Source organism: Deinococcus roseus, assembly GCF_014646895.1.
In the GTDB taxonomy this organism is placed as follows: Bacteria; Deinococcota; Deinococci; order Deinococcales; family Deinococcaceae; genus Deinococcus_C; species Deinococcus_C roseus.
The window spans coordinates 94,470-109,387 of sequence record NZ_BMOD01000012.1 but is presented as its reverse complement, the minus strand read 5'-3'; the positions used below and the strand labels follow the sequence as shown (position 1 = coordinate 109,387).

Here is a 14,918-nt window from a genome sequence, read left to right as displayed (position 1 = left end):
GCATCCAGAAGCCCGCAGGATTCCCTGAAAGAAAGTTTGTTTTCTAAACTTTCAAACCAAAAACAGCAGTGCAGCTGCTCACCTCTCCACACTGCTGTTCACGCCTGACCCTGGCTCAGGTTTCAGGTTTCACCGCTGGCCCCCTGGCCCCTTCGATCTGGCATTTCACACTGCCAGACTTGACGTACAGAAACAGGCTGACCAAACCTTCAGCCGGGAAAAACGCCTCGGTGAACACCTGTTTTCCAGAGTCCACAAAGACCTCCAGTGCAGAATGGTCCAGAATCAGACGCACATCCAGCAGCCCTTTTGCAGCCAGGGGAGCCGCGTGTTTGCCCTGAAAGCCCTCCTGCCAGACCTGCCCCCTGCGGGTCAGCACGGTGGTTTCCTGATCAGGCTGGAATTCCAGGGTCCATTCCAGTTGTCCGTCACAATGCAGGCTCAGGCCATAAACGCTGTGGGGGGTGGCACTGAAAGACAGTTGTGCGTCCAGCGCAGCAGCAGGCAGGTGCAGCAGTTCAACCTGATCCAGGGCGTTCAGTTGCACCTGCTGGAGGGTCTGCAACTGGGACCAGACCCCATCCAGTTCGCGCACAGGACGCTGGACCAGCACCAGTCCACTCTCGGTCTGCTCCAGATGGATTTCCCTGGGCAGGGACATGTGACCGCTGTAGGTGCTGTGGATGTGGTCGCGGGCATACTGCCAGTTGTTCATCCAGGCCAGCCAGACGGTGCGGTCTGCTGTGTTGGCAAAAGTGATGGCAGCATAAAAATCCTTGCCGTGATCCAGCCACTTTGCCTCCTGGGTGGCTGCAAAAGCCTGACCATCGAAATGCCCCACAAAATACTGGCACCCTGAACCTCCATGCGGACCGCCGGGGTTCAAATCCACTTTCAGCACCCAGTGCTCCTGTCCAGAGTCATCAGAGAGCCTGAGCAGCTCGGGCACCTCCCAGATGCCTCCGGTGTGTCCAGCAGGTCCAAAAGTGCTGAGTTTGTGCCAGGACAGCAGATCTGCAGAACCATACAGCACCACCTGATGCTCACTGGCCAGCACCAGGGCCATCACCCACTGCTGTGTTTCCGGGTGCCAGAAGACCTTGGGGTCCCGAAAATCAGGGATGTTCTCGGTCAGCACGATGCCATATTTTGTCCAGGTTCTCCCCTGGTCCAGGCTGTAAGCGAGTTGCTGGGACTGGATTTCATTCCTGTGGTGCCCGGTGTAGAGGGCAATCAGGGGTGGGTGTAGTGGTGTGCCCAGCCCTGAAGTGTTTTCTGCATCCAGCACGCAGCAACCAGAGAAAATCATGGCCTGATCGTCTTCTTCCAGGGCCACCGGGAGTTCTTCCCAGTGCAGCAGGTCTTTTGACACTGCATGCCCCCAGCTCATGTGGCCCCAGTCGGTGCCGTGGGGATTGTGCTGGAAAAACAGGTGGTACTCTCCATTCAGGAAAATCAGGCCGTTGGGATCGTTGATCCAGTTTTTCGCTGGAGCAAAGTGCAACAGAGGACGGTGGTGGGGAGCGTAGGGTTGCACGGTGAGGGTCACAGGGTCATGGGTCATGGGGGTCCTTGGAGGAGTGGAGATGGTGGATGGGGGTGCTTGAACAGGTCATGTGTTTCGCTTGCTGCCGAGGGCTGTTTATCCCTTCACACTTGACCCCACCACCGAGGTCACAAAGTACTTCTGGAACACCAGAAACACAATGATGATCGGGAGGGTCATCAGGACGGCAAAGGCCATGATGTTGCCCCAGTAGGCCTGCTGGGTGCCGAAGAAAGCGGCCATGGCCACACCCAGCGGGCGGAATTCGGTGCCACGGGTGACCATCAGGGGCCAGAGGTAGCTGTTCCAGGCGTCCAGGAAACCCAGGATGGACACGGTGGCAATCACGGGGGTGCTTAAGGGAAAGCCAATTTTGAAGTAGATCTGGAAGAGTCTCGCCCCGTCGATTCTGGCGGCTTCGATGAGTTCCTGGGGCAGTTTGGAGAAGAACTGGTAGAACAGGAAGATCGAGAAGGTGCTGGCGATGAAAGGCACGATCTGCACCTGGTAGCTGTCGATCCAGCCGAATTTGCTGACCAGCAAGAGCAACGGGATGGTGAGGGCTTCTCCGGGAATCACAAAGACCGCGATGATCACCATCAGGTAAATCTTGCGGTACCCACCCCGGCCCCAGGCCAGGGCAAAAGCTGCTGCAGAGTTGATGAAGATGCCTGCGCCAACGGTGCAGAACACCACCAGCAGGGTGTTCAGCAGGTAACGCGCAAAGGGCTGGTAGGGGTCGTTCAGCACCTCTTTGTAATTCTGCAGAGACACCGTTTCAGGAATGAAAGCGTGGAGGGTGCCCATGTTGATCAGGATGTTTTCCTCGCTGGGGTTGAGGCTGAGGGTCACCATCATGGAGAGGGGAACCAGCACGCACAGCAGAATCACCACGGCAGCCAGGGTTCTGAGGGCTTTGTAGGGGTTGAAAATCTTCATCATGACCTCACTCGTTTTTGAGCAGCACGCGCTGCAGCACAGCCAGTGCACCCACCAGAATCACGAAAACCACGGCCACTGCAGAGGCGTAACCGACCTGCTGGGAGGAGTAACCTTCCTGCACCATGTAGCGCACCAGGGTGTTGGTGGATCCCAGAGGTCCGCCGTGGGTCAGGATGTCCACCTGGGTGAAGAGTTTGAAGGCCTGCAGGGTGGTGATGATCAGGATGAAGATGTTGGTGTTTCTGAGGCCCGGAAAGGTGATGTACCTGAACATCTCCCAGGTGCCTGCTCCGTCAATTTTGGCGGCCTCGTAGCGCTCCATGGGGATGTCTTGCAATCCGGCCAGGAAAATCAGCATCTGGAAGGGAAAAGTCGCCCAGGCAGACAGCAGCACAATGGCGGGCATGGCGAAGGTCATGTCTCCGAGCCAGTCCACGTAACCCTGAAAACCAAACAGGTGCAGGACGCTGTTCAGAAAGCCGTCCGGGATGCGGTACAGGGCGGCCCAGATCACCACGATCACGGTCATGGGGGTGACCAGGGGCAGAAGGGCAACGCTTCTGAACAGCGAGCGCAGGTGCAGTTCACTGTTCAAGAGCAAAGCGCAGAGCAGGGAAATGGCGCACTGGAAAGGCACCACCAGCACCACAAAATAGGCGGTGTTTTTGAAAGCCTGCCAGAACTCGGGGTCTCTCAGCACGGTCAGGTAGTTCTGAAAACCCACAAATTCGGTGGGGATGGGCCTGGGGATCAGGCGCTGGTCCGTAAAGGACAGGTAGCCCGCCATCAAAAAGGGCAGAATCAAAAAGGTCAGCAGCAGAACGCTGGCGGGCAGCACCAGCAGCAGTTCGTCCAGCCATTCCTGTGTTTTGAGTTTGTTGCGCCGGAGTTTCTGTCCGGCAGGTCTGGAAAGGTTGTGGTGGTTTTGCATCATCTTTTCCCCTTTCAGAGGGGCCAGGGGTGGGAAAGGGAAATCACCCCTGGCCGTGCCGTGGATTTACTTGTTGAAGGGGGGGTAGCCTTTGTTGGACTGGATGTCCTGATCGATCTCTTTTGCGGCCTTATCCAGTTCAGATTTGATGTTGGCCCCGGCGAGAATGTTCAGCACCGCATCCCCGAAGGACTTGGAAATCACCGGGTAGGCCGGGTGCACGGGGCGCACCAGGGCAATTTTGGCGGATTGTTCGGCCATCAGGGCACCTTCTGCACCTTTGCCATACAGCTTGCTCAGTCGAATGGCGGACTTGCGGGCAGGAACGTATCCGGTGGTGTCGGAGTAGAGGGCAACCTGTTTGCTGGACATGGCAAAGTCAATGAATTTTCCAGCGTCGTCTTTGTTGCTGCTGGCCCTGGGGATGGCGTAACTCCAGCCACCGTTGGGTGAAACCTGCTTGTTTCCGCAGAATTTGGGGGCAGGAATCAAGACCAGATCGTCTTTGAGGCCTTCTTTGTGGGCACGCCACATCCAGTTGCCCACCCACACCAGTGCAGCGGTTTTGTCTCCGTAGAAGCGGTTGTCTCCGCCACTGGCAGGCACAATCCATTTGTTTTTGGCCCAGCTTTGCAGGTGCTCGAGGATGTCGATGGCCGCTTCGCTGTTGATGGTTCCGGTGGACTTCCAGGTTTTGCGGTTGATCAGGTCGGCTCCGCAGGCCTGCAGGAAGGGGGAGAATCCGTAGCTGAGCCATTCTCCGGTGTAGTTGAGTTTGAGGTCCAGAGGCCAGGTCACCCCTTTGACTCTGGAGAGTTTTTGCAAAGCGTCTTCAAATTCTTTGAGGGTCCAGGCGTCTTTGAGGGTTTTGGGGATGCGGATTCCAGCTTCCTGCAGGTATTTCTTGTTGCCCCACAACAGCACGGAAGAATCGTAGGGGCTCATGGCGTAAAGGTGGCCGTCCGGGCTGTAGGTGCCCTGGTCTTTGATGGCGGGCAGGATGTCCGAGAGGGTGCTCTTGCTGAAATAGCTGTCCAGGGGAGCCAGTTGCCCGGACCACACGTAGTTGGCCATGTTGGGGCCGTCCAGCATGAACACATCGGGGAGTTTGCCACTCAGAAAGCCGGACTGGATGGCGTCGTTGATGCTGGGCACCGGTACGATTTTGGCTGTCAGGCCTTTTTTCTCGTTGGCCTTGTTGAAGGCGTCTTGCAGTTGCAGGAAGTAGGGGCGCTCGGAGTCGCCGTCAATCACCCACACGGTGATCTGTTTGGCGTGGGCAGCAGTGCTGAGGGCAAGGGTGGCGAACAGGGCAAAGGGCAGGTTTTTCATGGTCATTCCTCCGGGAACAGGTGGCAGGTTTTAAGAAATCGTTATCTTATGGCGAAGGGGAATTGCTACATGCGGATTCCTCCAGCTGCCCTGACAGCAACAACTGCAAGGCGAGGGTAAGAGAGATACAGGGGGGTTGAGGCAAGGGGTTTGTGTCTGGTGTCTTGATTTTAGCACGAGATAACGTTATCTCAAAATACCCGGTACAAAAATCCGGGGTCATCCCGAAGACCTGGGAGGGGCGGTGGATTCCCGCACCACCAGCTTTCCAGGAATGCGGAGCTGCCAGGGCGTGTCGCCATTTTGTCCTTCCACACACTGAATCAGCAGGCGGCAGGCTTCGTAGCCCATCTCGTAAGGGGCCTGGGCCATCACGGTCAAGGATGGGGTCATCATGCGCACCCAGCGCTCATCGTCCATGCCAATCAGCGAGATGTCATCGGGAATTTTCACACCCATCTGGCGGGCACAGCCCACCACACCAGCCAGCATTTCGTTGGTGGTGACCACCACGGCTGTGACCGGCAAATTGCTGTTCACCAGACGCTGGAAAGCCCGGTGCCCGCCTTCTTCGGTGAAGTCATCGCTGATCAGGAGCCTGGGGTCCACGGGCACGCCACAGTCTTTCATGGTGTGCAGGAAACCCTGGTAACGCTCCACCTCGGTGCTGACCAGTTCAATCCCGTACAGCAGGGCGATGTGTTTGTGGCCCAGCGAAATCAAATGCCTGACGGCATCTGCCATCACCTCGGCATTGTTGAGCAGCACAGCATGGCGGCTGTAATCCCCCACCGTGCGGTCCACCTCGATGATGGGAATGCGCGAGGCCAGGGTTTCCAGGTAAGGATCCGACGTGCCGGGCGGCACCACCACCATGCCATCCACCCGGTAACTGTCGAAAAGTTTGGCGTAGGTCAGTTGCCCCTGTGCCACATCCAGATGGTGGCTGGAACCCAGAATCATGGTGTAACCCAGATCAAAAGCAGCGTCCTGCACGCCTCTTGCCAGGGTGGAGTGAAAGTTGGCGTTCAGTCCGGCAGTCAGATGGGCCAGAATTCCGGTGCGCTGTTCCCGCAGGCTTTTGGCCATGCGGTTGGGCTGGTAGCCCAGTTCTTCCACGGATTTCATGACCCGCTCTTTCAGTTCGGGGGCAACGGTCTGCACCCCATTCAGAATGCGGCTGACCGTGGGAATGGACACCCCGGCGTGGCGAGCCACATCAGCAAGGCGAACAATGGTTTTCATGGCTCCTCCAGATAACGTTTTCTCAAGAGTACGGGAAAGACTGGGGGTTGTCAATGGGAGGTGTTGCAGGACAACCCGAAGTCCAATAATGCAGCAAAGGAAAAGGATCCCTGTGGCTCTGGATCCCTCTGCTTTGCCTGAAACACAAACTTAACTTTCCCAGGTCATCTGCGCTGGCCTTGCACCCTCATTTGGGTGTGGCCTGCAAGAACCTTTCCAGGTAAATGTTCCCCCAGGCAGACCATTGCAACGGCAGAACCGGAGAAGGAAAATCCGAATCGTTCACATACCCGGCATCTTCAAACAGCGAATTGCCATCGGAGGTGTAACTGGTGAAAGCAATGGCTCCATCTCCCCCACCGCCCTGCACCCATTTGCTCACAAAATCCAGAAAACCCTGCATCCACTGCAGGCTGTTGACAAAAACCACGCCGTTTTCTCCGGGGCCGTTGTCTGCACCCACCTCATCCACCACCACTGGAACAGTGTTGGCCAGACTGCCCCACTTCTGCAGGGCATCACTGGCCTGAATGCCATTCCACAAAGGGTTTTCATTGCCATAACGGTGTGCCCCATAAATCAGGTTGTTGTTGGGATCCACCAGTTTGTGGGTGGTCACCGCTTTGCTGAGGTCCCAGGAGTAATCCACCCCATTGACCAGAATCGGGTTGTTGAATCCAGCCATGCGAATGGCCTGGATGTACTGGTTGTGCTCGAATTTCCAGCGGTTCCAGTCTGAGCAGTAGATGTTGGGGTCGTCTTGCCGCAGGGCACAGTTGGGTTCGTTCATGGGGGTCAGCCACACCAGGGGGTTGGATTTGTAGCGGTTGGCCAGCAGTTGCAGGAAATTCAGGGTCTGGGTGCTGTATTCACTGTAAGAATTGCTGATCAGCACCACCAGATTGCGGCTGTTGGCCTCGGTGACCACCTGGTCCAGCATGGGCCACTGGGAGGGAGTGTGGTTGACCATTTCCGGGGTCACAAACACCCGCACCAGATTCACCCCTGATGCTTTCAACACATCGAGTTGCTCAGGCAGGTGGTCAAAATCTGTCTGTCCGTATCCTCCATCTTCCATGTCCATGAAGGTGTGGTAGGCCACGCTGGCCCCTTTGACAATGAAAGGGTCTCCGCACATGGTGAGGATCTGGCTGCCAGACACCACGTGGCCTTTTGGGGGCCGCATGCTGCAGATGGGATGGTAGATCTTTGCTGCAGAAAGCTTTTGAGCTGAAAGCTGCTGTGGGGCGGCATTCAGGGTACTGCAGGAGGCCAGCAAAGCAGGCAACAGGGACAACAACCAGGGTCTTTTCATGCGGTCAGTGTGCAGGAGTGGACTTAAAAGCAACTTAAAAACATCCTGAAACGCATCTCCCCACAAAAGGGACAGCGGCAAGAGGTGATTTCTGAAGGCCCAGCGCTGTTTTGTTCTTCTGCCAAATGCTTTAACATGGTAAGAACACACCGCTCCCGGAAAGGAGAATGATGACTTTCCCCGCGCTTTTCAGTGCCGATCCTCTGGCCCTGCAATTGCTGAATGCCCTTCGCGAACCTGCCTGCCTGATTTCTCCAGACGGTCAGCACTTTCATCACAACCGGGCTTTTCTGCAGGCTTTCGGGCAGGGCAGCACCCTGCAAGCCGTGCTGCCCCCAGAAGACTTTGCTGAAATGCTGAACGCCCTGCACCCTGCTGGGGAAAAACAGCCTGTGGTGCTGTCATGCAGGGTGAGGGGAAGTTCTGGGGAACAGGCACAGGAGCTGGACATCTCTGCCCTCTTGCAGGCAAACCGGGTGACGGCATGGCTGGCCCGCCTGCCCGCCTCTTCTGCTGCCCTGCTGGCCATGCAAGACATCAAAAAAGAGCGGGATTTCCTGCACAAACTCACCGACGAGGTGCCCGCCACCCTGCAAATCCGCGACATGGCCAGCAATGCTGTGCTGTTCACCAACCGCTACTCCACCGAGGTGCTGGGCTACACCTGGGACGAGGTGAAAGACCTCACCCCCGAGCAGGCCATTGGGTTCTTTCACCCCGATGATTTGCTGTCGCTGTTTCAGCTGGCAGAAAAACTGCAGCACCTGCAGGAAGGGGGAAGCCTGGAGGGCGAATACCGCATGCGGCACAAGGATGGAGAATGGCGCTGGATCTATGCCCGACTGAGCATCTTTGCCCGTGACGCAGCAGGAAACCCGCTGCAGTCCCTCAGTGTGGGGCTGGACAACACCCAGCGCAAGAAAGCCGAACTGGAATTGCAGGCCAGCGAAAAACGTCTGCAGAACCTGATGGAGGGCCACACCCGTTTTGTGTCGGATGCGTCACACGAGATCAAAACGCCCATTGCGGGCATCCAGGGCAACCTGGAGGTGCTGTTGCGTTACCCCCACATCCCTGAGGAAGAAAAACGGGAGATCATCCAGGACTGCCACCGGGAGGCCATGCGCCTGGGCCGTCTGGTGCAGGATTTGCTGTCCATGGCCCGCACCGGACGGGGCCTGCTGATGCTGGACACCGAGGTGCGGCTGGACCATCTGGTGCTGGACACCCTCAGGGACTTTGAATCCATCCGGGGCAACCACCACCTGCAACTGGGGGAAATTGCGGAATGCACCGTGGAGGGAGACCCGGACCGCCTGAAGCAACTGCTGGTGATCCTGACCGGCAACGCCCTCAAATACACCCCAGGTGGAGGCACAATCACCCTGGCTTTGCAATGCAATGAAGATCAGGCGGTTCTGTCCATCCAGGACTCGGGCATTGGCATTGCTGCCGAGGACCTTCCACGGGTCTTTGAGCGCTACTTCCGGGCCAGCCATGAAGCGCTGGGACAGGATCCCGGTGGAACCGGACTGGGCCTCCCCATTGCCAGATGGATTGTGGAGCAGCATGGCGGAACCATCGAATTGCACAGCCAGCAGGGTGTGGGCACCGAAGTGGTGGTGCAACTGCCCACGCGGGCCTGAACAAACAGTCCATCTGCACCGGGTCCAGCAATCTGTGCATCTTCCCTCAGGGGGATTTCAGCATGCTGGATTACAGTTGAGCCATGAACGCCTGATGAGCAGCTGTTCTGCTTGACCATGGAATCTTGCTGGACCCATTTGAGCTGGACCTGCATTCTGGTTTCACCCATAAACCCCTGATCTGTCTTTCATTCCACCTCCCTTTTTCAACACACTGATCTGCCACCCAAAGTTTTTGCGGCGCTCCCATTGGTCACCCTGCATTCAAAGCCCATCCGGCACCCACCTGCAAAGGGGGTGCCTTTATTTTTGAGGCTGGTCTGGCCGCAACACCTTGCAGGTGCGGAAAAAATGTGCTTAACTGTGGTCACGAGGCCATTGGTTTTCGCCCAGAACAAAGCCCAGACCTCACCTCCTGTGCCCCTTTGCTGGTTTCAGCACTTGCCTGCCCACCGTTTCCCAGGATTTCCCACCCGGGTTCAGGAGAGACCATGCTGCACATTTACCAAATCACACAAGACCAATGGGACCAGATGCTGCTGGAGGTTCCCCGCCTGAATGCACGGGACCGGCGCATCTTCGAGGCCGTGCTGCATGTGTTTGTCACCGCCATCCCCTGGAATGAGCTGCCTGAAGAGGTGCTGGGTGTCACCTACCGCACCTGCTGGAACCGCCACCAGCGCTGGCTGAAAGAGCAGTTGTGGTTTGATGTGCTGTTCAGTTTCCTTGGCACCCTCTCCCCTGCCGAAAAATTCCTCTGGGAAAACCGCCTGCAGCAGGGCATGCAATTGCGCAACCAGAAGTATGGCAAACGCAAAAGACCCGTGCTGACCGATCTGGTTTAACCCCTCGGTGTTGATGCTGCTGTGCAGGTTCAGGGCAGCAGCTCGTGCACCACCCCATCCAGACACCAGCGGTTCTTGCCGCTGCGTTTGGCGAGGTACATGTTGTGGTCGGCCCTTTGCAGCAAGTCTTCCGGGCTGTCCTCCAGAGAGTGCAACATGCTGAGGCCCACACTGGAACGCAATTCCAGCGCCTGGCCCTTGAGCACAATGGGGTCACGGAAACTGCCGAAGATGCGTCTGGCCACGGCTTCAAGTTCCTGCAGGGACTCCAGGGACTCCAGCAGCACCACAAATTCATCTCCACCCATGCGGGAAACCGTGTCGGTGGTGCGCACCACCTGCCTGAGGCGGTCTGCCACCTCACAGAGCAACTGGTCCCCGGCATCGTGGCCCAGGGTGTCATTGACTTCCTTGAAGCCGTCCAGGTCCAGGTACACCATGGCCAGCGATCCGCCATGCCTGCGGCAACGGGCCAGGGCCTGCTCCATGCGGTCGGTCAGCAGTTTGCGGTTGGGGAGTCCGGTCAGGGAATCGTGGTAGGCGAGGTGCCGCACCTCCTCCTGGGATTTCTGCAGGTCAACATAAGCAGATTCCAGTGCAGCAGTGCGTTCCTGCACCAGTTCTTCCAGGTGGCTGTAAATGCGGGCATGTTCAATGGAAATGGCCATCTGTGAAGACAGCAGTTGCAGCACCTGCACCTGACGCTCGGTGAACACATGGCTGGCGAGGTTGTTCTCCAGGTACAGCACCCCCTTGACCTCCCCCTGGTGCAGGATGGGCAGGCACAGCACCGAACGGGTGTCGTTGTCCCGGAAGTGGGTTTCTGCAGGGAAACGCTGGCTGTGGCGGGCGTTGCCTTCCACCACGCTTTCCCGGGTCTGGATCACGTACTGCACCACCGAGAGGGGAAGGTCTCTCAGGGGCTGGTGCAGCATCACCCTGGGGGTGCTTTGCTGGGCACTGTGCGTGGCCTCTGTGAACCAGTTTTCCCCGTCCTTGAGCAGCAAGGTGACCTGCTGTGCCCCTGCGCACTGCATCACTGTGACCATCATGCGGTTGAGCAGGTTTTCCAGCACGATCTCGCCCGAAATCACCAGCGAAGCCTGGGTGAAGGCCAGCACATCCAGCCGCGAAGCCTGCTGTTCAGAGAAGGTGGTGATGCTGGCCATCCCACTGGAGTGGCTGCCCGGAGCATCCTGCACAAAGAGGTGCGGATGCTGGCGTTCCAGTTGCAGCACCTTGACCCGTGCCCCCCATTTGCGGTAGGCCGTGTGGGCTTCTTTCAGGTACAGATCTGCCAGGGTGGAGTTGCCCCTTTCCCGCTGGAACAGGGAAAACCGCTCCAGGGTCAGGGCCGTGTCCTTGTGGTTGATGGACCCACTGAGGCTTTGCAGGGCCGCTTCAAAAGCATCACGGGCGAGGTGTGGATCTCCCTGCACCCAGGCCAGTTCGGCCTGCACCAGTTGCTGCTGGTGCAAATAATTCATGGGGGCATGTTTCGCCCACTGTTCCAGGGCCAGCAGGTTGGCTTTCACCTGCTGCAGATCCTGTTCTTGCTGCTCCGCAGTGCGCTGTGGGTGCAGGGCCAGCAGGATCAGGGCCTGACAGAAGGTGTCTTCCACATTCATCTGCAAGGACATGGAGGTGTTTTTCTGGCGGTACTGCTGGCATCTCTGGGTGTGCAGCAGTGCAGCCTCAACATCCCCACTGAGGTACAGCAGCAAAGACTGCATGCTGTGGTAACGGTGCTCCACGGGCAGGTTTTTCAGCGCCAGGATGTCCTCTTCCAGGGCCTGCTGGTAAATGCGGCTGCAGGATTCAAGCTGGCTGGTGTGGTCCCCACGCAGCAGTTCCACCAGCATCAGTTGCATGCGGGTCATCAACAAAGCGTGGGGCTTCTGGCGCACCACCTCCAGGTTTTCCTCGATGCAGCGTTCCAGGTGCTCCAGGTGGTGGCCGGCATTGAAATGGGCATAAAACATGGGCAGCACCGAGAACACCACATAGGTGGGGTCTCCGCTTTCCTGGGCCAGCCTTTTTGCTTCTTCCAGGTGGGGCAGGCTGCTCAGCGGTGGGTTCTTCCAGTGGTTGACGGTGGTGCCAAACACCTGTCTGGCGCGACTCAGGTAGAAAGGGTGCTGGTAGCGCTCAGCCAGTTGCAGGGCCACCTGCATGAAAGCCCAGGCCAGATCAATCTTGCCCGAGCCCATCAGCATCAGGGCCATGCCGTAATAGGCCACCACCGCCTGCTGGCTGTTGCCATGGTCCAGGCAGAAGCGCAACTGCTGCACCAGCAGGTACATCATCAGCGGCGGATGGCTGAAGTACCCCACCGTGACCAGCGAACTGAGCAGCCGCATCAGGACCTCACGTTCAGGCTGCGCCTCCATTTCAGGCAAGTGCAAAAGTTCTGGGACGCCCAGGGCCAGCACGCGGCCCAGCACCTGCTGCAGTTCCTGCTGGATGGCTTCCATGATGCCGGTTTCGGGAACCTGAATGCCAAAAAGCTGCAAGGCTTCCCGCCCGAGTTGCAAGCACTCGGGGTAACGGTTGTGGTGGGCCAGCAAATCCAGCTTGTGGGTGTATGCGCGGGCCAGATCGGTGGGGTTTGCTGCATGCTGCACCAGTTGCTGAAAGTGCTGTTCTGCACCCTCAGGGTCGCGGGTCAGGAACCGGGCCTGCAGGGCTTCGAGGTGCAGCAGGTACCACAGGGAATACTGGTCCAGCCAGCCCCGCTCGGGGAGGGCAGAGAGACCTGCATCCAGAAAAGCCACAGCACTGCTGTAAGCGGTGGCACTGCGGGCTTTGCGCGCCGCCTGCAAACACATTTCTGCCACCCGTTCACGCTCTGCAGGGTCAGACATCTCACCCAATCCCAGTGACAGGTGACGCACCGTCTGGAACAACAATTCAGGGTCATCTGGCAGGAGTTTGAGCAACCCCCGCCCCAGCCTGAGGTGCCGCCCTGTGCGCTCTGCTTCAGGAAGTTGCTGGTACACCCCCTGCTGGATGCGTTCATGCTGGAACTGCACCTGTTCGGTGCCGAGGGTCAGAAAACCTGCATCCACTGCAGGAAGCAGGGCAGAAACGGTGCGAACCTGAGGTTCTTCAAGCAGCCTGGAGAGCAGTTCCACCTTCACAGCACTGCCCAGGCAGGCCGCCCAGCCCAGCACCTGCAGGGTGTTTTCGGGCAACTGGCAGACCTTCTGGGCCAGCACCTCCAGCGTGTTGTCGGTGGCATGCACCTGCTGCAGGGCCTGCACATTCCACTGCCAGCTTCCGGTCTGGTGGTTGAAAGACAGCAACTGCTGCTCGATCAGGTTTTCCACAAATTCCAGGGTGAAATGGGGGTTGCCTCCAGCTTTCTGGTGCACCAGTTCGGCCAGCGGAGACAGCTGTTCTGCGGCCATGTGCAGGGTGTCCGACAGGAAATCCCGGATGTGGGACGGCTCCAGCGGCTCCAGGGGAAGGTCTGTGAGCTTGCCTCCGGCCTGCACGGCTGCCTGCGAAGTGGTCAGCAGAGGATGGTCTTCTGTCAGATCCCTGTTGCGGTAAGCGCCCAGCAAAAGCAGGTTGTGGGAGTCCGCGCTCACAAGAAGCCCAGACAGCACCCGCAAAGACACCCCATCGGCCCACTGCAAATCGTCCAGAAACAACACCAGGGGGTGGTCTTCTCTGGCCAGGGTTTGCAGGAACCGGACGAACACCCCCACAAAGCGGTTCTCATGCTCCTGAAAGGGCAACGGGGGCACTTCAGGTTGAGGACCCAGCAGCCAGAGCAATTCGGGCACCACCGCTGCAATCACCCCACCCTGGTTGCCCAGGGCCTGCTGCAAGCGGAGTTTCCATATCCTCAGGGCCTCCGTGCCTTCTGAAAGCAACTGGCGAATGGCCTGCTGCACCGCCTGAATCAGACCCTGACAGGGCTCATGTTGTTGCAGGGCACTGAATGTCCCACGGATGAAATGGCCCTGCTGGGCCGCCACGGGTTGCTGCAACTGCTGCAGGAGTTCGGTTTTGCCCACGCCTGCATACCCATGCACCAGAATCCCCTCACAGGCTCCGGCCTGCACCCGTTGCAACGCCTGTTCGAGTTGCAAGAGTTCTGCATCGCGTCCGTACAGCTTCTGGGGGAACTGGTGGTGCTCCAGACGGTCAAAAGCACCTGCAGGGGTCTCCTCTGCAGCATCCTCCAGCACACGCTGCAAATCCATCAGCACGCCATAAGCGCTCTGGTAGCGTTCTTCAGGGCTTTTGGACAGCAGTTTCAGGATCAGGTCGCCCAGCAGAGGCGGCAGACCAGGCTCCCACTGTCTGGGAGCCACTGGAGGAAGCGCAATGTGGCAGTGCACCCAGCCCACCGGATCTGCAGCCTCGAAAGGCAGCCGCCCTGTAAAGAGCCAGTACAGCACCACACCCAGGCTGTACAGGTCGCTGCGGTGGTCCACGGCACGGTTGACCCTTCCGGTCTGCTCGGGAGACATGAAAGGGAAAGAGCCTTCCATGGCCACCAGTTCGGTGTTGCGGGTGCGGCGGTGAGACAGCGGACTGGAAAGCCCAAAATCAATCAGGTGCACTTTCCCGCTGTCCGAAACCAGCACATTGTGGTACCCCACATCCTTGTGCACGATGCCATGCTGCTGCACCAGGGAAAGCTGTCCGGTCAGCTGTTTTGCCAGTTCCAGACGCTCAGGCAGGGTCAGGGCATGGGTTTGCAGGTGCTCAAAAAGGGTCTGGCCCGGCAGGTACTCCAGAAACAGGGCCGGTTGCCCCTGGTGTTCAGCGTATTCCAGCACCCGTCTGAACCCCGCGGCTTCCAGCTTGCGGGTCATCTCAAATTCCCGTTGCAGCAGGGTCAGGCTGGAGGTGCGCTGTTGCCCGGTCAGCACCTTCACCACCACCGGGATCTGGTGGGTGGCGTCCCAGGTGCGGTACATCAGGGTGTTCCGGGAAGCGTAAAGCAGGGTTTGTGAGGGATGAAGCTGCACGGCAGGGCCTTTCTGGAAAACCCGTCTCCAGAGGCAGAACCTTGACTGCACAGACAGGTTGTGTGTGAGGGGTCGAAGATCGGCCCACCTGGGCCAGTGAACCCCCACAGCATACCCATGGAAACCCA

The 14,918-nt window shown here is 58.3% G+C and carries 9 protein-coding genes; 2 read left to right on the top strand and 7 right to left on the bottom strand.

All coding sequences use genetic code 11. The features are described 5' to 3' along the window. Positions 1-115 precede the first annotated feature (115 nt). The 6 genes from IEY52_RS15640 to IEY52_RS15615 form a co-directional block, all read right to left on the bottom strand. Positions 116-1,564 (bottom strand): glycoside hydrolase family 32 protein, encoded by a 1,449-nt coding sequence (locus IEY52_RS15640; protein ID WP_189003973.1) that lies wholly within the window; start codon positions 1,562-1,564, stop codon positions 116-118. 78 nt (positions 1,565-1,642) lie between these two features. After that, a complete protein-coding gene (locus IEY52_RS15635; RefSeq protein WP_229684833.1) occupies positions 1,643-2,488 on the bottom strand; it encodes a carbohydrate ABC transporter permease in 846 nt (281 codons plus the stop codon). A gap of 4 nt (positions 2,489-2,492) precedes the next feature. Then, positions 2,493-3,422 (bottom strand): carbohydrate ABC transporter permease, encoded by a 930-nt coding sequence (locus IEY52_RS15630; RefSeq protein WP_229684832.1) that lies wholly within the window; start codon positions 3,420-3,422, stop codon positions 2,493-2,495. Positions 3,423-3,485: 63 nt separating this feature from the next. Then, entirely contained in the window at positions 3,486-4,751 is a 1,266-nt protein-coding gene (locus IEY52_RS15625) for an ABC transporter substrate-binding protein (RefSeq protein ID WP_189003971.1), read from the bottom strand. A 219-nt stretch (positions 4,752-4,970) separates the two neighbouring features. Continuing rightward, positions 4,971-5,996: a LacI family DNA-binding transcriptional regulator gene (locus IEY52_RS15620; RefSeq protein ID WP_189003969.1), complete on the bottom strand. Its 1,026-nt coding sequence runs from the start codon at positions 5,994-5,996 to the stop codon at positions 4,971-4,973. 187 nt (positions 5,997-6,183) lie between these two features. Continuing rightward, positions 6,184-7,311, bottom strand: a complete 1,128-nt coding sequence (locus IEY52_RS15615) for a cellulase family glycosylhydrolase (protein ID WP_189003967.1) — start codon at positions 7,309-7,311, stop codon at positions 6,184-6,186. A gap of 170 nt (positions 7,312-7,481) precedes the next feature. Between IEY52_RS15615 and IEY52_RS15610 the strand changes: the two genes are divergently transcribed. Both IEY52_RS15610 and IEY52_RS15605 read left to right on the top strand, forming a co-directional pair. Continuing rightward, entirely contained in the window at positions 7,482-8,957 is a 1,476-nt protein-coding gene (locus IEY52_RS15610; RefSeq protein ID WP_189003965.1) for a sensor histidine kinase, read from the top strand. A gap of 491 nt (positions 8,958-9,448) precedes the next feature. Beyond that, on the top strand, positions 9,449-9,802 hold the full coding sequence (locus IEY52_RS15605) for a transposase (RefSeq protein ID WP_189003963.1): 354 nt from the start codon (positions 9,449-9,451) through the stop codon (positions 9,800-9,802). Positions 9,803-9,831: 29 nt separating this feature from the next. Here IEY52_RS15605 and IEY52_RS15600 read toward each other — a convergent pair whose 3' ends face one another. Further along, positions 9,832-14,790 (bottom strand): diguanylate cyclase domain-containing protein, encoded by a 4,959-nt coding sequence (locus IEY52_RS15600; protein ID WP_189003961.1) that lies wholly within the window; start codon positions 14,788-14,790, stop codon positions 9,832-9,834. Positions 14,791-14,918: the final 128 nt, after the last annotated feature.